This is a genomic window from Desulfotomaculum sp. (assembly GCF_982386235.1).
Genome location: NZ_CEVWQM010000029.1, coordinates 13,020 through 33,709 on the forward strand (window position 1 = coordinate 13,020; position 20,690 = coordinate 33,709).

Sequence of the window (20,690 nt, forward strand, 5' to 3'; positions counted from 1 at the left end):
CTAATGTTATATTTTAATAAAAAAGCTGGTTAGGCCTTTTCTATTTCCACAAAAACTTGATGCGCCCTAGCGGCTGTACGGTAAGGTAATAATGCGTCTGCCGCCATAGCCTCTATATCTTTAAAACGCTCATCCCTACACTCTTTGGGTTTAAATAATTTGATTAAATAAGGGTTCTTCATGCTACCAGTGGCTTCGGCAATTAATTTGGCTGCGACCCCAACTTCCTTAGTAGTCAGGTAGCGAATTTCACCGTCCCCACAAACCACCGGGGTAACAGTAGTCTGGAATTTATACTCAGGGAACTTAGAAACCAGGGACAAGGATTTTTCGATTTCTGCAGTGTCAACCTCCTTGCCCAGGATCTGGCTGTACAATTCCTTAGGGCCTAATACATTCATAATTATTACATCAGCTAAACCCTCAGCTAGTATTTGTTCAAGAATAGCACTGTTAAGACCATTGGTATCCAGCTGGAGTTTCATGTTGTTGGTTTTCTTAATGTAACGTAATACTTCCAGGAATCCTTTAGCATCCTCAGAATTCCCGCCAGAAACATGTATTCCATCCACCCATTCTTTGTGCAGAGTTCCTACACTAAAGAAACTATCCAGTTTGCCACCACCATAAAGATAAGCCACACAGGCACCAATCCCCTGATGAATGTTCCCTGCCTCTGTGTCGTGCAGGAGAGGAAATTCTACACCATCGGGACCACGGAAGATCGCCTTCCGATTAGCAGCATAAAACTTTTGAAAGGCTTCTTTCCCTTCGGCTTTCATATCTTGTTCTTCAAAGGCAATGCCCCGTTCATGCATAAGCTGTTTAATGATTTTGCACCGGGTACAACCAGTGGCTGTGTAAATGGTAAAACTCATTAAGACATCTCCCTTCCTTGTGATAAGGATATTTAATGCAAGATATTATTTGATTTGATTCAGGTAGTCTTCTTTGGCAAGCAATTCTTTTAGTTCAACCAGGTTACCGGGCTTAACAACAATCATCCAACCAGTACCATAGGGATCTTCATTGACGTTTTGGGGGGCTTCTTCTAGTTCTTCATTAATCTCAACAATCTCACCGCTTACAGGCATGTAGAGGGCAGAAACAGTTTTAGCTGACTCAGCCTGACCAAATTCGTCGCCTTTACGATAGGTTTCACCAACATTGGGCAGTTCCACAAAGATGATGTTGCTCAATTGATCCTGTGCGAAATCCGTGATACCAACCCTCACCAAGTCACCTTCAACCTTGGCCCAGGTATGCTCGTGGAAGTAGAGGATATCATCAATGAAATTCAACTCTGTAATTGCTTTAGTCATTATCAACATTCCTTTCAATTCTAAGTTATTGAGTCACCACTTTGGGAAAGTTATCACGGTCTTATTGTTTTAAGATTAGCATATCCCGTTCAGCAAATCGGTAGCGCAAACTACTTGGCAACAGAAAGTTACAAAATATTTGTCGTTTGATTGACATGGAGGTCAATTTAGTTTAACTTGTTTAGCTATAAGGGTTGTGTTAATCTAGTTGCAATAATTTCCATAAAAAAGGTGTGGTTGTATGGATATTAATCACCTTCATTATCTGGTTGATGTGGCACAAACAAAATCCATCACATTATCGGCCAAGCGGCTCTTCATTTCCCAACAAGGATTAAGCCAAATTATGGTGCGGCTGGAAAACGATTTAAAAGTGCCCCTTTTAAATCGCCACCGTCAAGGGGTTACCCTAACTGAAGCAGGTGAAGTGGTGGTGGCTAAGGCCCAGGAAATTCTTCAGAAATACGATGAATTACTGACCATTGTGCAATCTTATGCTAAGATAAACGTGCAAAATTTATCAGGAAAGCTTCTCATTAGTGCGGTTCCCTTTATCAGCAGCAATTTGCTGCCAGAGGTACTGGATTTATATAATAAGCAATTTCCTGGAGTGGAGGTTCATGTTCAGGAGAAACAACCTGATAGAATAATTGATGATATCAACAACTGTGAAATCGATATCGGCCTGTTTATTCTGCCAGATTTTGAGTTCAACGAACAAATTCTTTCCTGCAACGGCACCTTCGAAAAAATCCTAGAAAATGAAATGTTCGCAGTGGTAGCGGGCAATTCTCCACTGGCTAAAAAGAAAAGTCTAACTAAAACTGATTTATATCAGCAGCCAATTGCAATCTACAACTTTAAACCTTATCTCAAGATCATCAGTTTCATGTTTCCAGATTTAAACCGACTAAATATTTTAGTTAAAACCAATTCCGTAGACCTATATAAAAATGCTATTCTTAATCGTCAAGCAGTGGGTATAACCTCTTCCACAGACACCCGGCTGCTAAGCGATGATTCCTTGATTACGATACCCCTTAAGGAATCCGTCAAGATGTCCTATGGATGTTTTATACCTTCCTCCTGCTCAATGTCAGATGCTGCTGAAGCGTTCATAGCCATCCTGAAATCCCATGCAACCACACTATTAAACAGCAAAAAATAACAAGAAGGCTGATGGTGATTGCCCTTATCAGCCTTCTTAAATTAAAGAAAACTATGATTATGCTACTTCTTCCAATGACTTACCACCAGTACGGTCACCAAAGACTAATACTGCAAAACTTGCCACTGTCAGGAGCATAGCGATGGTGGTAAATATACCTGCAAAACCAAACTTTGCATAAATAACTGGTACCATCAATTGAGATCCTGCCACAGACAAACGTCCCATGGCATTATGAAAGCCAGTGGCTGTGTTACGCATTTTAGTGGGGTAAGATTCGGCCACATAGGAAAACAAAGTAAAGCTGGCACCTAAGTTAAAGGCATTCATGAGCATCCCCACAGCAATAATTAGCCACAGTGTGTTACCAAGATTAGCATATACCAGAGCTAGTCCAGCCCAGCAAAGTGCCATGACCCCAATGGGAATTTTGCGACCCCCTTTATCGGAGACGAAGGAGGATAGGAAACATCCAATGGGAGCACCCAGAATAATCAGCGAACTGGCAAATAAAGATTGTTCTAAGCTAAAACCCTTTTGTTGTAACAAGGTGGGTGTCCAAGCCATAAAGACAAATCCCGGAACGTTGAGACATATAAAGGATACAAGCAACACTGCCGTTCTTTTGATATATGACCCACTGAACATACCAACCAGGACTTCCTTCATGTTTTCACTGGGTTGTACTTTTTTAGCAGCTTCACTTAAATCCACTTGGCGACCAGATAATTCAAATACAACCTGTTCTGCTTCAGCCACACGTCCCTTGGCCACCAACCAGCGGGGAGATTCTTTCAGATACTTCAAACCAAGGAAGAAGCCAATCAAGCCTAAACCACCCAAATAAAATATCCAGCGCCAGGAATCTTGACTAATAGGAACGATTATCCGAGCGATAACTCCAATTAAGGGCATAGCTAGGAAACCAATACCAGCAGTCATATTTTGCCACTTACCCCTACTTTCCGCAGGTGTCATTTCCGAGATATAGGCAATGGAAACTACCATCATACAGAAGATACCAAAACCAGTTATGGCTCTAGAAATGGCGAAGGTGGTTAAATCGTTGGCCAATCCGTTGACGATAGATGCTACTGAAAATACTACGATACTTGCTAAAAAGGTTTTTCTGCGTCCAATAAAGTCGGAAATAACACCGCCCAACAGTCCACCTAGGGTCATACCCACAAAGTATAAGGAGGTAATATGAGCGATGTCCTCCATGGTGATCCCCCAAGACCTAATCAGTGCTGGAGCCACAAAGGCAAAGTTATTATTATCTAGTTGCTCAAAGAAGTAGGCTAAAATAATTAGTGCAAAAAGACGCATATGATTCCTTGAAACAGGTAGACCATCGAAGTAATTGTTTTTAATTATGACACCTGCATTTACATCCACACTACTGCTACTCAAAAAATTTCCTGCCGACAAACTGGCACTGCTATTTTTCTGCATAAGCGCACCCTCTCCCCTATTGCATTATCATGCTACGATATTGTGATAATTATCTTTAACACAATCTTACACAGGAGTCGCCCCCATGACAAACAAACATTCATTGTTGTGGACACAACAAATTCTTGTGGTTTATCGAAGGTAGTGCAAAAATATAACAGTGCCAATAGTCTGACACTGTTACCTTAGCCCTGATTTTATAAGCTAAAATATAATTTTCCTATCATCCTTTTCAGTTCGCGGCTCTCCTTTGACGTGATTTGCTTATGTCCATAACTGTACTGAACGTAATTATCGGTAATTATTTTAAAGATACCAGTATGCCTGGGAAACTGTTTGCAAAGCCGATTACAGAATTCATATGGCGTCTCCCATTCTGCCTTGGGGTAATTTCTTTGAGATGCCCATTTTAACAAATAATAGTAAGCTTCCCCCACGCCATATTTTACTGGTAAAAAAAGAGAGGCCAATAAATATATTTTTCTTAAAAGGCTTATTAATATTGGTATAATCTTTACCCGGGGTAGGACAAATTTCTGGGGTGTCTGGGTTTGACCGGCTTTTCGCCAGATTCTTCCTAAAAGATAGAGTATGCCCACGATCAAGGCGATAAGCATGCCGGCAATTAATAGATACAGCATGATCTCAACAACAAAACTGGTTTCACCGGATGTTTTATCCATCATAAACTCCGTTTTTAACTCGGTCGTGCTGCTTTCACTTACTACGTCCGTCCTTTGCGGTACCATGTCATTTTTTCCTAGAAGAAATTTCAAAATGATAGCCAAAATATTAACCAAATAAGTAGCAAAAGGTTGGGCCAACCCAAATAAGTTAGTTGAAAACCCATACAGATATGCCTGAAATAAACTAGCAACCATCATAATCGGTAATAGGATGCCGCCAAAATATAACGTGACTGCCCAAGGTTTTATTTTTTCATGCCCCGGTTTTATCATGGATAACATAACAAAACTACCAAAAAGAACCAACAACATGCAGATAACCAAATGAGGAATCATCATTCCAAGCAACTCTGCAATCATAAGAACGATAAACATGATAACAAGGCTTACTTCAAAATGACTAACTGCCTTCGTGTAGTCCCATGTTTTTCTTGCTAATAGGCCTGTTCTTAGCCAAATCCAAAAGTAAAATACCAATAGATTCATCATTTGCAGCCTAAATAAAATACCTTCAGACCACTGTTGATGAAAAGCGTTATTGAATAACAGCCCCCCAATAAAGATATAAAAAAATAAATAACAAGACCAAATAATAAAATATGACCACTTTTTAGAGATTAAAAGATGCTTTAATAAAACGGTTATGATAGAAAATGCTATTACGGTTGCAAAACTGGTAATGGCTGACAAGGGTGTTTTCATGCCTAAGGCAATAAGATAATAAATTGGATATAAATAGGCTATTTCTACCGATATCGCTAACAGCGTAAGCTGTATTCTATTTGTCATACCTAAAGCCTCCACCCTTAATCAAATGATAGGTCATACTGAAACAAATTGGGCAGGTCTTTAAAGTGTCCGCCGATAGAAATATAACTTGTGCCTGGTGGTATCGCCTTACTTTCCAATCGTAAAAAATCATTTATATCACCCAGGGGTGAAAATTCTAACCTTGCTAACCGCTCCAATGCGATTAATAAATGATTCATACCATTGCCAATAGGCAACGATAAAGGTCCCTCCATCCCGGTTTGACGCCCATTGGCCAACACGCCAAAGGGAATATTCCTCTCTTGGGCCCACGTTATCATTGTGGCAGCCACCGAAAGAGCTTTTTCATATTTTTCTTCATCATTATCCTGATAAAAATATTCTACATCCACTAAGATATAGATCTTGTAATCCGCTGAGGGTTCTAATACTTTAGCATATAGTTGATCCTTACCCATACTTGCTTTCCAGTGAATAAGTCTCGCCGGTGTATCATCAGTATATTCCCGTAAACTAACTAATCGAATAGGATCGGGCAAAAAGGGTCTTTGCACATTATTTTCTCCTATTAAATCAGATACCTTGATAGCCAATTTTTCCAAAGGTACTAACCGAGGGTAAACGATCAGCAACTTACGATCTTTTATTATCCTCGCCTGCTCAAAGAGCCCTAAACCATCCCTGGAGAATAGATGCAAATCAGGAATTTGCCAAACCCCTCGCTTAATAACCTGTAAATCATATGTCAGGCAATAGTTTTGCCTGGCCATTAACATAATGGCTTTTTCCTCTATCGTTTCAGTTCCCTTCACAGTTAACCCCGCAGGAAGAATTTGCTGCCAACCAATAATTGAAGGTAATCTCTTATTATTCCTTATCTTAAAGGTTAGTTTGGTCATCTCCCCGGGAAAAAATCGTAAAACGGTGACTTGTCTTTCCACTACTAGATTTCTTAATCCGGCCTTACTCCACCAAGAGGCCCCTTCAAGGGTTACCACTACCAGCAATAGGAATATAGCTGGCAACCAAATCGTATTGTATAACAAAACCAATAAACCGACTATCAGAATGATTCTTACCAGTCCAATAGAAAAATACGAGACAATACCTTGTTGCGTTTCCTGGCTAGTCATGATTATTCATCCTTTTCGACCTCTGGTATTGCTACATAATTAACGATATCTTGTAATACATCGCTTTCAGAAACACCTTTTAGTTTTTCTTCCCGTTTTAATACGAGGCGATGCTTGAGGACTGGCTTGATCAAAAATTTAACATCATCCGGTATAACATAATTTCTATTTCTAACCAGGGCCAATGCTTGAGCTGCTTTAAATAAAGCTAAAGAGGCCCGGGGACTGGCTCCTAATTCAATGGATTGGTGTTTCCGGGTTTCTTCTATTAATAAAACGATATATTCAACAATTGAAGGATGGATCTTAACCTGACTCCGCCGTTCCTGCCAATGCAATATTTCATCTGCCGTTGCCACTGCTTCCAATGAATCGAAAGGATTCCCGCAGCCATGACTTAAGAGGATCTTAATTTCTTCCTTTGCAGTTGGATAACCCATACTAATTTTCATTAAAAAGCGGTCTAATTGTGCTTCCGGTAATAGAAAGGTCCCTTCCATTTCAACAGGATTTTGCGTGGCTAAGACAATAAACGGTTTAGGCAGGCGCATGGTTTGTCCATCTACGGTAAATTGCCTTTCTTCCATTGCCTCTAATAAACTGGATTGTGTTCTCGGGACCGCTCTGTTTATTTCATCCGCCAATAGAATATTGGTCAGCACGGGTCCTTCACGAAAAACTAAATTATCCTTTTGCTTGCTATATACATAAAATCCAGTAACATCCGTGGGCATTAAATCAGGCGTAAATTGGATTCTTGTAAAACGACAATTTAATGAAATGGCAAAGGCTTTGGCCAACATGGTTTTCCCTAGTCCAGGTACATCTTCAATCAGTACATGCCCATCTGCCACCAAAGCAACTAATAACAATTCCGTAATATCCTCTTTGCCAATCAAAACCTTTGCAACATTTGATTTTAGCCTATTAAAAGCTGCCTCCAACATTTGTCTACCCCTCTTTTGTGCAATAAAGTTGTTAGTTACTATTATAGCAGACAAGGTCGAAAAAAGGCGTACGAACTATATCACGGATCGTTTTGCTGCTAGAAGGGAAAAACACTGAATTGTCCAATTATTAAAATAATAGAAGGGGGTATTATTATGTATAAAATAATTGATGGTCATGTGCATTTATTCCCTGAAAGATTAATGAAGGCAATTTTGGTTTGGTTTGAGAATGAAGAAAACTGGGAAATGCCTTTTAAATGGAGTGCTGAAAAACATATTGAATATTTACAGGGTATCGGAACTTCAGAAATGATGGTTCTGTGCTATACAAATAAAGCAGGAACCAGTGAGGGGCTAAATGAATGGCTGGCCGCTCTGGCCAAACAATATCCAGAAATAAGGCCCTATGCCGCAATACACCAGGACGATATTGATAAAGCTAAGATGCTCAAAGTCTTTTTGGACCAGCACCGTTTTTATGGTGTGAAAATTCATTCCTTTGTTCAAAGGGTGTCTGCCCTGGATGAAAGGTTCAAAGAAGTGTTACAATTACTGGCTGAACGAGAAAAAGGGTTAGTCCTTCATGCCAGCTCCATGCCGATCAACTCACCTTACATCCGACCGGATGATGTCGGGTTTTTATTGAGGGAATACCCAGGTTTAAAGATCATGGTCGCTCATTTAGGTTTACCGGAATTTCATAATCCGTATCTGAAGCTATTGGATAAATATGAAAATTTATTTTTGGATACGGCCTATGTTTTTGGCAACCAACGGTCTGATTTAATCTATGCCAAGAATAAGAGTAGGGAATTTTTGCGAGAAGCCCTAGAAAATTATGCCGATAGAATTGTCTATGGCAGTGACTTTCCTGTCATGGATTACCCCCCGGAAAGGGCCATTGAGCACATCCGTTCCCTTGTGCTGGGCGAGGAAAAAGAGGAGAAAATTTTCTGCTCTAATGCAAAGAAATTTATGGGCCTAAGCTAGGCCTTTGTTTACTTGTTTACTGTGCTCTAAAAAGAATTACATCGTCCCCATCTTGAGGAGGAAATAAAGATGAGGACGATATAATTTAAACAACCTTTTACATGTTTACCGAAGTAGTTGGCTTCGGTTTTATTAAAGGTGCACCAAGAGGAATAATATTTCTTTCAAATACCGTGTTAATAATCATACCCCAGGCAGTATATAAGCCGAAGACACCACCAAGACCGATGAAATTTCCGGATACGATATGCCATTCATGGCCAATTACATTGAGATTCAAGAGGGTTACAACAATCACAGCTATATCAAGTGACAAGACCATTAGAATGGTGCTTAGTGGGGTTTTAAAATATGCCGGCGTCCAGGATACCAGTGCAATCATCAGGGCGATCCAGGCCCAACCATCGATTCGAGCATCCAAAACCCAACCACTCTTAGCAGCATAAAATTTGAGCAGTAATTCCAGACCATTTACTAACATAAAAAAGGCTGAAAAGAAGAGAAAAATATTACCACCTAAAATATTGCCATGTTTCAATTCCATGGTAGCAACAAAAATTTGAACGACAAAACCACCTATTAGCCAGATACCAAGTAACGGTGCACAAGAAGAATCAACTTTTCCAGTGTGTATAGCATAAAAGGTAAAGCACGCTATTGCCAGTGCGACCAGGCCAGCCGGTCCTGGATTTGCTGCCTGTCCTTGAGACATTTAATAACCCCCTATTTAATATAAATTTTTCACGCTGGGATAACTCACTGGATTGTTATTGCTCAGCCAATCATACTTCATGGGAAAATTAAACCACATACTTGCCAGCTGCTGAAACAACCGCCGCAATCCCCTGCCGCATAAGAATGGTGCTCTGGGGAGTGTACTGGGCTAGCAACTCCAGATCACTTATACGTTTTGTCAATTCTTCACCTTCGACAACGGTTGCCAAAATATTTTTAGCGGCTTGCTCCATCATACCAATATTCGAATGAATAAAGCATTTAGCCATGCTTAACTTTAGTTTTGCTTTGTCTGCACCATCCCTGGCCAAGGCCTTTTGAGCCCGCAGCAGGGCACTTTCCATGCCAAACACCTGCGTCAACATATCTGCCAGTTTACCGATGACTTCCTGCTGACTAAGCAGTCCGTTACCAAACTTGTTAATTCCGGCCCCCAGAGTATATAGGAAGATGTCCTTCGCTGCCTGTACCAAGTCCTCTTCACTTTGACAGGCCGCCATGCCCGCTGCAATTTTTGACTGAACCTGTTCAATGGCTTCCTTCAAGGGAATGTCCCCTTTGAGCCCACGGCGAACCAAGGTGCTGGTAGTCACAACCCGGTTAATTTCATTGGTTCCTTCAAAAATACGGTAAATTCTGGCGTCCCGGTATAGTCTTTCAATGGGGTACTCGGAAGTGAAGCCATAGCCGCCATGAATTTGCACACCTTCATCAACCGCAAAGGCTTGCACTTCAGTGGCAAATACCTTATTCATGGAGCATTCCATGGCATATTCTTCAATACCCCGGGCAGCCACCTGACCCCCGTCATGGCCTGAAATATCCAGGGAATGCATCATTTCATCCAACAGACCTCCGGTACGATAAACCATACTCTCAGCCACATAGGTTCTAACCGCCGTCTCAGCCAATTTTTCTTTAATCAGGCCAAATTCGGCAATGGGTTTGCCAAATTGGATGCGTTCGTTAGCAAAGGATGCCGCTAGTTCCAAGGCCTGTTTGGCAATACCCGTTGCATTGCCGGCCAGTTTGTAGCGACCCATATTCAAGATATTAAAAGCAATGACATAGCCTTTGCCAATTTCATACAAAATATTTTCCACCGGAACTTTTACATCTTCCAGTATTAAGGTTCTGGTAGAAGATCCCTTGATACCCATTTTGTGCTCTTCCGGACCCGTTGAAAGACCTTCTGAATTGGCATCAACAATAAATCCGGTAAACTTTTCCCGGTCTATCTTCGCAAAAACAATAAATACATCGGCAAATGCGGCATTGGTAATAAATTGTTTGGCACCATTTAGGATATAGTATTTACCATCGGGACTAAGCACAGCGGAGGTACTGATGGCCATAGCATCCGTACCCGCCCCCGGTTCAGTCAAAGCGTAAGCCGTAGCGATTTCGCCCATGACAATGCCCGGTAGATACTTTCGTTTTTGCTCATGGGTGCCGAAATAGACGATCGGCAATTGACCAATTCCGGTCTGGCCCCCGTGGGTCATGGCAAAGCCACCGGCCCAACCCATGCACTCAGCAATAATGCTGGTGCTAATTTTATCCATGGCAAAACCCTCATATTCTTCCGGAACATCGGTTCCCAGTAAACCCAGCTCACCAGCCTCCATTAATAGCTTTTTGTTAAGCCCATCTTTTTTGTATTCTAAGTCATCCATCACTGTCAAAACGTTATCCTTTACAAAACCCATGGCAGTTTTATAAATCATTTTATGTTCTTCTGTAAAATCCTCGGGAGTAAAAATATCCTGTGGATCGGTTTGACCAAAGAGAAAACTACCGCCTTTCGGTAAGTTGCCCATTTATTTCACCTCTCCTTTTAATTGCTCTGGCTGCGTTTGCCAAATAGCCAGCTTACTTGATTTATCCAACCTATTTGCCTGTATAGTTAGGCTTGCGTTTTTCTAAAAATGCTCCTAAACCTTCTTTAGCATCTGCACTGGCAAAGGCAGTAACAAATGCCTGTATTTCAAAGGCCAGACCGGCATGAATATCAACATTGCTGCCTGTATTAATCGCTTCCTTCGCCATCTTGATAGCCACTGTGGGTTTGCCGGCCATCCTCTTGGCTACTGCCTTGGCTTCTTCCAGCAGTGTATCAATTGACACAACTTTATTTACCAGGCCAATTTTTTCAGCCGACGCAGCATCGATGATGTCACCCAGGAAAATTAATTCCTTCGCTTTGGCTGCACCAATCAACCTGGGTAGGCGTTGTGTTGCTCCATTACCTGGGATAATACCCAAGCCGGTCTCGGGTAAACTGAATTTAGCATTGTCGGCAGCCAAGCGGTAATCACACGCCAAGGTTAGCTCACAGCCTCCCCCGAAAGTAAACCCACGAATGGCTGCGATAACCGGTTTGCCTAGATTTTCTATTTTATCTACACAGGTTTTGGAACCCTGGCAAAATTGATACACCTCTACCGGAGTAAGGGTAGCCATTTCTGCTACGTCAGCACCGGCAGCAAAGGCCTTTGATCCGGCACCGGTAATAATAACGGCCTTAACTGAGTCATCAGCCTGCAGCTCGTCGGCGGCTTGGGCTAGTTCACTGTATACTTTACTGTTCAGAGGATTCATGGGCGGACGGTTTAGGGTAACAACAGCCACACCGTCTTCTTTATTTAACAAAATTGTTTCATAGGACATGAAATTTCCCCCTTTGAGGTAGTTTATTTTAATGACCTGTGCCGAAAGAATCCCAGTAGGGAATCGGTTACTCTTACAGATTCCCTACTTTGGCAGCTTAAAAGGATGGTTATAAAAATTCAAAGCACAGATCCTTATTTTTTATCGTAGTCGTACCATCCCGCATTGGTCTTCTTGCCTAAGCGTCCGGCTCTTACGATCGATTTCAAGGTGAAAGGAGGATTCCAGTTCGGATTCTTGGTTTCATTATAGAAATACTCCGCAACAAACATAGAAATATCGATGCCGGTAAAGTCCATTAGTGTGAAAGGGCCCATTGGATAATTTAAGCCGAGGGTGACTGCTGTATCAATATCCTTGGGTGTCGCTACCCCCTCTTCTACCAGGCGCACAGCCTCAAGGAATTGGGGCATCATAACCCGGTTTACGATGAAGCCGGGGGTGTCCTTCTTAACCTCTACCGGTGTCTTGCCAAGGGCCTCGGCAAGCTCAAATGAAGTTATCAACGTTTCGTCACTGGTCTTATGACCCCTGATGATTTCTGCCAATCTCATAACCTGGGGCGGATTGAAGAAATGCACCCCCACGACCTTATCGGGACGGTTGGTAGCGGCAGCAATCACGGTGATGGACATAGAAGAAGTGTTGGTGCCCAAAATTACCTCGGGCTTACAGATTTTATCCAGTTTTTCAAAAACACTCTTCTTTAGATCCAAATCTTCAATAACTGCTTCAATTACATAATCAACGGATGAAAGATCCTCCAAATTGGTGGTGGTAATAATCCTCGTTAGTATTGCAACTTTTTCTTCAAGGGTCATTTTCTGCTTCTCGATGTTCTTGTCCATCAGTTTGCCCATTCTGCCCAGAGCGGCATCTAGAAAACGCTGTTCCACATCGCAAAGTACCACCTCAAAACCCTTCATTGCTGCCAGATGAGCAATGCCGCCGCCCATTGAGCCGGCTCCAACTACCCCAACTTTTTGAATAGCCATTTAACATACCTCCATCAATCGTATTTTTATATATTTAGCAAGGATGCTCCTGATTCTTCAGTAGCAACTTAGTCAATAATGCCTTTCCCCTTCAAGTCAGCAATTTCACTGTGGTTATAACCAAGTAATTTGCTGAGAATGGTCTCCGTATCCTGTCCCAGGGCTGGCGAACCGCGCCACGCAGTACCCGGCGTCTCACTCATTTTAGGAACAAAGCCAAAGGCTTTAACTTCTTTACCAAGGGTCTGGTCTTCATAATTGATGAACATACCCCTCGCCTGCCAGTGCGGATCTTCATAAATTTCTGCGATGGTTTTAGCGATACCAAGGGGAACCCTGAATTTACTTAGATGATCTTGTATTTCCTGTGCTGTGCGCACTTCCATCCAGGCCTGTGTCCTACGCTCAAGTTCTTGGCCAATGGGAGACGCTACTGCTTCCCGTGAGGCAGCCGCTTCCTGAAAGGGGAACTCGGTTGGATCCAACTCCAGTGCCTGTAGGAAACGACCATACACATCCGGACCATAGGCACCGATATACACATACCTGCCATCCGTCCCTTTATACATGTTAGCCGGCTGAAAAATCGGTATCTTGTTGCCAAACCGACCTTTTAATACACCGGCATTCATCCAGCAGGAAAAAGCATCATCCAAAACCCTTGCCATGGCCTCGACTTGGGCCACTTCTACAACTTGCCCTTTGCCTGTCTTCATGGCATGAACGTAAGCTGCCGTAATTCCATTGGCTGCTATCAGGGCAGCGATATAGTCGTTGATAAACGAGGCCGCATACTGCGGGGGTCTAGGCTCCGGAAAACCATTAAGAAACATATAACCACCCTCAGCCTGACCGATAGGATCATAGGATCCCCGATTGCATATTTCGGGATTACCACCAAACTGAGGTCTGCCAAAACCACTGATGTGGGCAATAATTAATCTGGGGTTAACCTCAAATAACATTTCGTCGGTAATGCCTAGCTTTTCGATCCAAACCATATTCTCAACCCAGACATCCGAAATCTTGATCAGAGAAAGAAAGATTTCCTTTGACTCTGGTATCTTCATGTTTGTATTAAGAGTAAAACTCAATCTGTTCCTAGCACCCTGAATCCAAGCGGCACTGATGGTCCTATCGCCGTTTGTTACCTGTGGAGACTGGCCACGATAGGGATCACCTATTTTCGGTCGCTCAATCTGAATTAGCTCTGCACCAAAATCACTAAGCATCGTTGCAGCAAAGGGCGCAGCTACTATCGTTCCGCTAACCAGTACTCTCATGCCTGAAAGAGGTCCGTATACTGGAGCTAATGCGGGTGCCGGAATACGCTCAATTTTTTCCCATTTTTCCATTTGATTTGCTCCTTCACAATTTTTCCTCCCACCAGGTTGAAACATCCCTTTATTAAGGCCTTTCCAGCAGAATAGCCAATCCCATTCCGCCACCAATGCAAGCGGTACAAACACCGTATCGTACCTGACGCTCCATCATTTCGTAGGCCAGTGTCATTGCTATTCTGCTGCCAGTCATTCCTAAGGGGTGACCCATAGCCAGACCGCTTCCATTAACATTCAGTTTAGGATACATAACCTCTGACTCGTTCATATATACATCCATCATTCTTAAACAACCAAGAACCTGTCCGGCAAAGGCTTCATTAATTTCATACAGGTCAATATCTGTCATCTTTAGGCCAACTTTATTGAGCAATTTGGGAATTCCATAGGCCGGGCCTAGGCCCATAACCATGGGATCACAAACACCAATAGCATAATCCACAATATAGGCCATGGGTTCAAGACCTAGGGATTTGGCCTTTTCTTCCGACATTAACACAAGGGCAGCAGCACCATCATTCAAACCCGTAGCATTGCCGGCAGTAACGGTCCCATCCTTTTTAAAAGCTGGTTTTAGCTTAGCCAATGATTCCAAGGTAGTGTCTGGCTTCGCATGTTCGTCCTTGGAAATATAAGTGCTGCCCTTTCTACTTTTAATTTCAACGGGAACAATCTCCCTTTCAAACCTGCCTCTCTCTACCGCTGCTTTATTTTTCATTTGACTTTCATAGGCAAAGAGGTCTTGATCCTCCCGTGAAATTTCATATCGCTCAACGATATTTTCAGCAGTAACACCCATCCATACTTGAGGATACATCTGACTGGGAGCAGCATTCATATGGGACATTTCATTGGCACATTTAAGTTTTTGAGAGTTGTTCTTGAAGCCTTCATAGCGCACATTAAGCGGCAAATAGTAAGGAGCACGGGAAAGGCTTTCAGCACCACCTGCCACCACAATCTCTGAGACACCCGTCAATATTTCATGCCAGCCGGATACAATCGATTGAAAGCCGGAGCCGCAGATTCGATTAACCTGCATGCCATGAGCGTTTTCACAACCAGCCAGCAGGGCTGCATGACGTCCTAGGTTGGTTACATCCATGGAACCTTCTACATGGCCCATGATCACCGACTCAACGGCTTTGGGATCAAGATTCGACCGTCTTACTGCTTCCTTAACGGCTATGGCAGCAAGGTCTTCTACCGGCACGGTTTTAAGTCCGCCCAAGAAGGCCCCAACCGGCGTTCTGGCAGCACTTGTAATCACAACTTTTTTCATCCTTTTCCCTCCATTTGGATCGTTATCTATCAAAAATAGAATTAACCGCTTATTAAATTAGCCGTCATCTTTTTGGCTCTCTTTACTGGTTTTGCCCTGTATCACCACCTTTTAAATTATCTGAGTGCACTCGTTAATAGCTATTAAGAGCAAAACCCATACCAATTTTAAACTCAAATGTAAAAAAATTAAAAATAGTCCAAATTTACTCAATAAACAGTAAATTTGGACTATTAAGCCGCTAATTATTTTTTTAGTCACTACCCAACCCTCAAGGTAGTTGCAAAATGTCTACCACTTTTTGTCTCTATTCGTATACAATTTTCTAAAAATGCAACCTTAGGACTCCATGACTTTGGTTTTTCTATAAAGCATACTTCGGTGAATTCCTAAACGCAGAGCCGCTTCCCCTACTCTACCGTGACATTCAGTAAGTACTTGATTGATGTATTCCTCCTCCACCGCTTTTAAAACACTTTTCAAGGTTCCCTTATAGGGTATCTTTTTTTCTGTATAATCCTCATCCACCGTACTTGATTTTACTTTGCCGCCCAAAATAAAATCATCATCAAAGGCCAAGTCATCATTAATGGATGTGACTACCAGTCTTTCCGTAACATTGCGTAACTCCCGTATATTACCAGGCCAACTATAATGAAGAAAGACCTCTTTGGTCTTGTCGGTAAACTTTTTGCTCAATGCGTATTTTTTATTTAGTTCCTGTAAAAACTTGTTGGCCAAAACACAAATATCCGCTATCCTTTCCCTGAGGGGTGGTAAATATAATGGGATAACATTCAGTCGATAATATAAATCACTGCGAAAGGTATTTTCCTTTATCATGGTTTCTAAGTCTCTATTTGTAGCAGAAATAATTCTCGTATTGATCCTGCGGATGACGGTACTACCTAACCTTTTAACCTCACCCGTTTCCAATACCCTTAGTAGTTTTGATTGCATGGATAATGGTAATTCACCAATTTCATCCAAAAACAAGGTTCCCTTATCAGCAACCTCAAACAGTCCCAGTTTTCCCTTTGGGTTTGCTCCGGTGAAAGCACCCGGCTCATAGCCAAAAAACTCTGATTCTAATAATTCGTTGGGAATTGCCGCACAATTCACCGGAATCATTGGCTCATTGGATCGAAGACTATTTCGATGGATATACCTGGCAATTACCTCTTTGCCGGTACCCGATTCCCCATATAGGATAACGGAGCTGTCTGCCTTAGCGATAACATTACAAGATGCAATAATTTTACGCATTTTTCTGCTTCTTGCCACCGGCAGCCTTAAATCCAAATCTACCTCACCCAGGTATTCCGCAGCGGATTTATACCTTTCTGTTTCTATTCTTTTCTTTTCTAAACTGGCCCGATATTTCGCAAAAATATCATTGTCCCGGGCATTGGTAATTACCATTGCGACATTATTATCTTTATCAATAATGGGTATGCTGGTACACATTAAATTTGTTCCCATGCAGGTCCTTACCATGGCCGTAACCACCGATCGCGTTTCTAAAGCCTCCCAGGCCGGTGATCTGTCATATAAACCTTTACTGACCAAGTTTTTCACATTGCTGCCAATTATTTCATCATGACTAATTCCCATCATTTTTCTTGTTGACGGATTAGCTAGAATAACATAGCCATCTTTGTCTGTAACAAGAATAGGATCATACGAATTAGCAAATACCTGCTCTAAATCGATCAAATCACTTTTCTCAAGCTCTTTTACTGATTTATTTTGGTGATAGAGTTGTTGAGCAGCATTCGATCTATTGAATTTAGAAGCCATCTCATCTCCTCCATTCAAAGAAAAAGCATTACACCCATCCACAAGCTGCAAATATATTAAAATAATTTCTTTAGTATAAGTTGATCTGCCTGGTACAAACAATAATTTTATTACTAAAATCATAGTACAGGTTGCATAAGTTTTCAATAATTTGGAATATTTAATCTACTTTAGTTTTCGACTTGAATTTATTTATTGACCTATAAAACTACAATGCAAGTCTGTTTTACCAAATTTATCTCTATTTGTGGTATGTTTCAATACCTTTCCCGGGGTGAATTTTACCCACATTTTAGCTAATACTTTGTCCTACTTCTTCGGATAAATAAAAAGAGGCTGTTTTTGCCTCTTTTACGTTTTTTACACCTTATCAAATTAGATTTCCGGTCTGGGACCAGCTTTAAATCTGTGGCCCTGGCATTTCTCACGAAGCTTATTTTCTATACTAGGCCAATCTAAACTGAACCCCATGGCCTCCCCGGGGATAGCGCCACTCAATATTATCGTGGGGACAGGCAATGCGGCAGGCACCGCATTCCAGGCAGCCTTCATAGCCCACGGCAATACGGCCATCCCTCCATTCATAGACCCTGGCGGGACAAAACACGGTACAACTTTTTTCCGAACACTTCTCTGCGCAGACGGATTGGTCTTTAATGACCAGATGGGATTGTTGGTCAGGCTTCCAGCGGTTTAGATATAATTTATCATCAATATTAACTTCCTTATCCAGGTACTTTAAACCTTGCCTTGGCTCACTCATTATTTCACCGCCTTCCAAGCTCGATAAATATCTTTAGCCATAGAATACATGGATCTGCCGCCCAAGAATTTCTGGGCAACAAGCTTTTGTTTGTCACTTTTGCTGGTACCATCCACCGTTAGCATTTCACGCAGAGCCATATTTGCTGCTGGTATATACTGGTTGAAATATTGGGGCCTGTTCTCAAACAGTTCCGCGGTATCTTTATATTTTTTCAGGTCTGAGATAACAAAGCTATCCCATAGTTTTTCTTGATAGTGAGACAAGGCCCGTTCATTAAATTCACCAATTTCATAGGCCCTAAGGATTGCCTCTGCTGCCAATTTACCTGAGGTCATGGCTAAATTACTGCCTTCCCGATGGATACTATTGACCAGTTGAGCCGCATCACCCACCACCACAACACCATCCCCCACCATTTTGGGAATGGCGTTATAGCCTCCTTCAGGAATTAAATGGGCATAATACTCCACCGGCTCACTCTTCCGAACCAGTGGGCGGACCATCGGGTGATTTTTTAAATTTTCCAGCAGATCATAGGGACGGATCTGTCTTTCCCGCATCTGGGAAAGCAGTGCCCCTACACCAACGGAGATATGCTCCTTGTTGGTGTAAATAAAGGATGTCCCCACCATGCCCAGGGTACCACTGCCAAAGATTTCGATGGTGGTTCCCATGCCCGATTCTAGGTTGAACCGTTCTTCAATAACCTGGGCAGGAAGTTTCAATACCTCCATCACCGCCAAAGCCACTTGCTGAGGCTGCCATTCCTTATGAAAACCCAGCTCCTTCGCTAAAAGTGAGTTTACTCCGTCGGCCAGCACCACAACATTGGCATAAAGATCCCCGTCCGGTCTAGTGGTTCGAATCCCTACCACCTTTCCATTCTCGACAATGCAGGATTCCACCGTGGTTTCATTAATAATGAGGGCACCTGCTTCGGTGCACTTGCGGGCAAACCATTGGTCAAATTGGCCCCGAAAAACCGTAAAGCAGTTATAGGGTTCTTCCGCCCAGGACTGACCTTTATAGCCAGTGGTCACCACTGAATCTTCGTCCATTAGCCAAAACCTTTGTTCAACCACTGGTCGCTGTAAAGGGGCTTCTTTCCAGAATTCCGGTATTAATTCTTCCAGCATGGCACGGTAAAGAACACCGCCCATCACATTCTTTGCTCCCGGGTAATCACCCCGCTCAATTACCACCACAGATAAACCTGCCTTAGCCAATTTATAGGCTGCGGCAAGGCCCGCAACCCCGGCCCCAACAACAATCGCATCAAACTTTTCAGGCACAGCGAGTCCCCCCTTCACCCTTTGCCGTGTCTCTAGAACCTTTTCCTTTAAATAATTCCCGGAGGGGTTCGATTAATGAAGGTACTATTTTGGTGGCATCCCCAACAATGCCATAGGTACATTCCTTAAATATGAGAGCCTCCGGATCAGAGTTGACGGCAATAATGACATCTGAGCCGCGAATGCCAACCAGATGTTGAATGGCCCCTGAAATACCTAAGGCAAAATAAATTTTGGGTGCCACCGTTATTCCGGTTTGCCCTATCTGATATTTATGGTCCAGCCAGCCTGCCTCCACAGCAGCCCTGGATCCCCCCACTTTGCCGCCAATGGCTTCGGCCAGGCCATAGCAGGTTTTCTGGAAATTTTCCTTATCCCCCAGTCCACGGCCACCAGCCACAATTATTTCAGCGTCTTGGAGATTAATTTTATCCCCTTGATCTTGGACAATCCTTAACACTTGGGTGAGCATATCTGCCTCATTTAAGTCCACTTCCGATTTGATCAGAATACCCTGCCGCCCAGGCACTGGTTTGGCCATCTTCATAACCTTAGGACGAACCGTTGACATTTGGGGACGGTGATTTTTGGAAATAATGGTAGCCATGATATTTCCGCCAAAGGCGGGTCGTGTGGCTAACAGTAAGCGCTGTTGCAAATCAATATCCAGCACGGTGCAATCGGCGGTTAATCCGGTTTCTAGTTCGGTGGCCACTGCTCCGGCTAAATCACGTCCTGTTGTAGTTGCACCCATTAATATGATCTCCGGTAAGTATTGCTGAACCAGTTTAACAAAAACCTGCATGTAGGTTTCCGCCCGATAGTAACGAAGTATCGGGTCATCTACAAGGTACACCTTATCCGCCCCATACTCATAAAGCTTAGTTTCCGAACCGCAAATTTGGTAACCAAGGATAACCCCGGCAAGTTCGACACCTAATTTATCGGCCAATTGCCGTCCCGCCCCTAATAATTCCAAGGAAACCGGCGCAATCTCACCTTCCCTTTGCTCAATAAACACCCAAACTCCTTTATATTTACCTAAATCCCCACTAAGCTGGGCTGCCGCTTCGGTGGTCGGAGTTGTTTCCGATTCTTGTTTTTCAGGCAGCTTCTGGCTGGCAACGTATTCGGTGGTATCAAGCTGCTTGGCCAGTTCTAAGGCAGTGACTGGACAGACTCCGACACATTCACTACATTCAATACACTTATCCTCAATTACCTGGCATAGGCCGTCTTCATTTATAAAAAGTGCCTCATGGGGGCAAGCTGTGATGCATGCCTGACAGCCCATGCAGGCAGGTGTTACTTTGACTGCCATGTTAATCACCCCTT

General features: G+C 42.7%; 18 protein-coding genes. 2 read left to right on the forward strand and 16 right to left on the reverse strand.

The window, feature by feature from the left end:
• Positions 1-29 precede the first annotated feature (29 nt).
• Together AC1U9Z_RS15070 and gcvH are read right to left on the reverse strand one after the other, a co-directional pair.
• Positions 30-878, reverse strand: coding sequence for a hypothetical protein (locus tag AC1U9Z_RS15070; protein WP_479958181.1), 849 nt, complete (start codon positions 876-878; stop codon positions 30-32).
• Positions 879-923: 45 nt separating this feature from the next.
• The gene (gcvH, locus tag AC1U9Z_RS15075; RefSeq protein ID WP_333532454.1) at positions 924-1,322 is read right to left on the reverse strand and encodes a glycine cleavage system protein GcvH; all 399 of its coding nucleotides are present in this window, start codon (positions 1,320-1,322) and stop codon (positions 924-926) included.
• A gap of 241 nt (positions 1,323-1,563) precedes the next feature.
• On the opposite strand from gcvH, the gene AC1U9Z_RS15080 reads away from it, so the two are divergent.
• The gene (locus AC1U9Z_RS15080) at positions 1,564-2,490 is read left to right on the forward strand and encodes a LysR family transcriptional regulator (protein WP_479958182.1); all 927 of its coding nucleotides are present in this window, start codon (positions 1,564-1,566) and stop codon (positions 2,488-2,490) included.
• Between the two features lie 57 nt (positions 2,491-2,547).
• On the opposite strand, the gene AC1U9Z_RS15085 is transcribed toward AC1U9Z_RS15080, so the two are convergent.
• The 4 genes from AC1U9Z_RS15085 to AC1U9Z_RS15100 all read right to left on the reverse strand — a co-directional run bounded on the left by AC1U9Z_RS15085 (position 2,548) and on the right by AC1U9Z_RS15100 (position 7,482).
• A complete protein-coding gene (locus AC1U9Z_RS15085; protein ID WP_333532456.1) occupies positions 2,548-3,945 on the reverse strand; it encodes an MFS transporter in 1,398 nt (465 codons plus the stop codon).
• Between the two features lie 197 nt (positions 3,946-4,142).
• Positions 4,143-5,420, reverse strand: coding sequence for a DUF4129 domain-containing protein (locus tag AC1U9Z_RS15090; protein ID WP_479958183.1), 1,278 nt, complete (start codon positions 5,418-5,420; stop codon positions 4,143-4,145).
• A gap of 17 nt (positions 5,421-5,437) precedes the next feature.
• Positions 5,438-6,535: a DUF58 domain-containing protein gene (locus AC1U9Z_RS15095; protein ID WP_479958184.1), complete on the reverse strand. Its 1,098-nt coding sequence runs from the start codon at positions 6,533-6,535 to the stop codon at positions 5,438-5,440.
• A 2-nt stretch (positions 6,536-6,537) separates the two neighbouring features.
• On the reverse strand, positions 6,538-7,482 hold the full coding sequence (locus AC1U9Z_RS15100) for an AAA family ATPase (RefSeq protein WP_333532459.1): 945 nt from the start codon (positions 7,480-7,482) through the stop codon (positions 6,538-6,540).
• A 156-nt stretch (positions 7,483-7,638) separates the two neighbouring features.
• On the opposite strand from AC1U9Z_RS15100, the gene AC1U9Z_RS15105 reads away from it, so the two are divergent.
• The gene (locus AC1U9Z_RS15105) at positions 7,639-8,475 is read left to right on the forward strand and encodes an amidohydrolase family protein (protein ID WP_479958185.1); all 837 of its coding nucleotides are present in this window, start codon (positions 7,639-7,641) and stop codon (positions 8,473-8,475) included.
• Positions 8,476-8,572: 97 nt separating this feature from the next.
• On the opposite strand, the gene AC1U9Z_RS15110 is transcribed toward AC1U9Z_RS15105, so the two are convergent.
• From AC1U9Z_RS15110 to AC1U9Z_RS15155, 10 genes are all read right to left on the reverse strand, one after another.
• A complete protein-coding gene (locus AC1U9Z_RS15110; RefSeq protein ID WP_333532461.1) occupies positions 8,573-9,187 on the reverse strand; it encodes an acetate uptake transporter family protein in 615 nt (204 codons plus the stop codon).
• Between the two features lie 88 nt (positions 9,188-9,275).
• Entirely contained in the window at positions 9,276-11,030 is a 1,755-nt protein-coding gene (locus tag AC1U9Z_RS15115) for an acyl-CoA dehydrogenase family protein (RefSeq protein WP_479958186.1), read from the reverse strand.
• 70 nt (positions 11,031-11,100) lie between these two features.
• Positions 11,101-11,880, reverse strand: coding sequence for an enoyl-CoA hydratase/isomerase family protein (locus tag AC1U9Z_RS15120; protein ID WP_479958187.1), 780 nt, complete (start codon positions 11,878-11,880; stop codon positions 11,101-11,103).
• A 134-nt stretch (positions 11,881-12,014) separates the two neighbouring features.
• Positions 12,015-12,875 carry a 3-hydroxyacyl-CoA dehydrogenase family protein gene (locus tag AC1U9Z_RS15125; RefSeq protein ID WP_333532464.1) on the reverse strand — a complete coding sequence of 287 codons (861 nt, stop codon included), beginning with the start codon at positions 12,873-12,875 and terminating at the stop codon, positions 12,015-12,017.
• A 68-nt stretch (positions 12,876-12,943) separates the two neighbouring features.
• Positions 12,944-14,230 (reverse strand): CaiB/BaiF CoA transferase family protein, encoded by a 1,287-nt coding sequence (locus AC1U9Z_RS15130; RefSeq protein WP_479958188.1) that lies wholly within the window; start codon positions 14,228-14,230, stop codon positions 12,944-12,946.
• Positions 14,231-14,282: 52 nt separating this feature from the next.
• Entirely contained in the window at positions 14,283-15,497 is a 1,215-nt protein-coding gene (locus AC1U9Z_RS15135; RefSeq protein WP_333532466.1) for a thiolase family protein, read from the reverse strand.
• Between the two features lie 339 nt (positions 15,498-15,836).
• On the reverse strand, positions 15,837-17,297 hold the full coding sequence (locus tag AC1U9Z_RS15140) for a sigma-54 interaction domain-containing protein (protein ID WP_333532467.1): 1,461 nt from the start codon (positions 17,295-17,297) through the stop codon (positions 15,837-15,839).
• A 445-nt stretch (positions 17,298-17,742) separates the two neighbouring features.
• Positions 17,743-18,060, reverse strand: a complete 318-nt coding sequence (locus AC1U9Z_RS15145; RefSeq protein WP_479958189.1) for a ferredoxin family protein — start codon at positions 18,058-18,060, stop codon at positions 17,743-17,745.
• Positions 18,060-19,355 carry an FAD-dependent oxidoreductase gene (locus AC1U9Z_RS15150; RefSeq protein ID WP_333532470.1) on the reverse strand — a complete coding sequence of 432 codons (1,296 nt, stop codon included), beginning with the start codon at positions 19,353-19,355 and terminating at the stop codon, positions 18,060-18,062. Before AC1U9Z_RS15150 ends, AC1U9Z_RS15145 begins: the two co-directional genes overlap by 1 nt.
• A complete protein-coding gene (locus AC1U9Z_RS15155; protein WP_333532471.1) occupies positions 19,348-20,676 on the reverse strand; it encodes an FAD-binding protein in 1,329 nt (442 codons plus the stop codon). The genes AC1U9Z_RS15150 and AC1U9Z_RS15155 overlap by 8 nt, the downstream gene beginning before the upstream one ends.
• Between the last annotated feature and the right edge of the window lie 14 nt (positions 20,677-20,690).

Coding starts and splice junctions, on each gene's coding strand:
- AC1U9Z_RS15105 (WP_479958185.1), top strand. CDS start 7,639: ATGTATAAAATAATTGATGGTCATGTGCATTTATTCCCTGAAAGATTA.
- AC1U9Z_RS15100 (WP_333532459.1), bottom strand. CDS start 7,482: ATGTTGGAGGCAGCTTTTAATAGGCTAAAATCAAATGTTGCAAAGGTT.
- AC1U9Z_RS15090 (WP_479958183.1), bottom strand. CDS start 5,420: ATGACAAATAGAATACAGCTTACGCTGTTAGCGATATCGGTAGAAATA.
- AC1U9Z_RS15070 (WP_479958181.1), bottom strand. CDS start 878: ATGAGTTTTACCATTTACACAGCCACTGGTTGTACCCGGTGCAAAATC.
- AC1U9Z_RS15130 (WP_479958188.1), bottom strand. CDS start 14,230: ATGGAAAAATGGGAAAAAATTGAGCGTATTCCGGCACCCGCATTAGCT.
- AC1U9Z_RS15085 (WP_333532456.1), bottom strand. CDS start 3,945: ATGCAGAAAAATAGCAGTGCCAGTTTGTCGGCAGGAAATTTTTTGAGT.
- AC1U9Z_RS15110 (WP_333532461.1), bottom strand. CDS start 9,187: ATGTCTCAAGGACAGGCAGCAAATCCAGGACCGGCTGGCCTGGTCGCA.
- gcvH (WP_333532454.1), bottom strand. CDS start 1,322: ATGACTAAAGCAATTACAGAGTTGAATTTCATTGATGATATCCTCTAC.
- AC1U9Z_RS15115 (WP_479958186.1), bottom strand. CDS start 11,030: ATGGGCAACTTACCGAAAGGCGGTAGTTTTCTCTTTGGTCAAACCGAT.
- AC1U9Z_RS15140 (WP_333532467.1), bottom strand. CDS start 17,297: ATGGCTTCTAAATTCAATAGATCGAATGCTGCTCAACAACTCTATCAC.
- AC1U9Z_RS15145 (WP_479958189.1), bottom strand. CDS start 18,060: ATGAGTGAGCCAAGGCAAGGTTTAAAGTACCTGGATAAGGAAGTTAAT.
- AC1U9Z_RS15125 (WP_333532464.1), bottom strand. CDS start 12,875: ATGGCTATTCAAAAAGTTGGGGTAGTTGGAGCCGGCTCAATGGGCGGC.
- AC1U9Z_RS15135 (WP_333532466.1), bottom strand. CDS start 15,497: ATGAAAAAAGTTGTGATTACAAGTGCTGCCAGAACGCCGGTTGGGGCC.
- AC1U9Z_RS15120 (WP_479958187.1), bottom strand. CDS start 11,880: ATGTCCTATGAAACAATTTTGTTAAATAAAGAAGACGGTGTGGCTGTT.
- AC1U9Z_RS15155 (WP_333532471.1), bottom strand. CDS start 20,676: ATGGCAGTCAAAGTAACACCTGCCTGCATGGGCTGTCAGGCATGCATC.
- AC1U9Z_RS15080 (WP_479958182.1), top strand. CDS start 1,564: ATGGATATTAATCACCTTCATTATCTGGTTGATGTGGCACAAACAAAA.
- AC1U9Z_RS15095 (WP_479958184.1), bottom strand. CDS start 6,535: ATGACTAGCCAGGAAACGCAACAAGGTATTGTCTCGTATTTTTCTATT.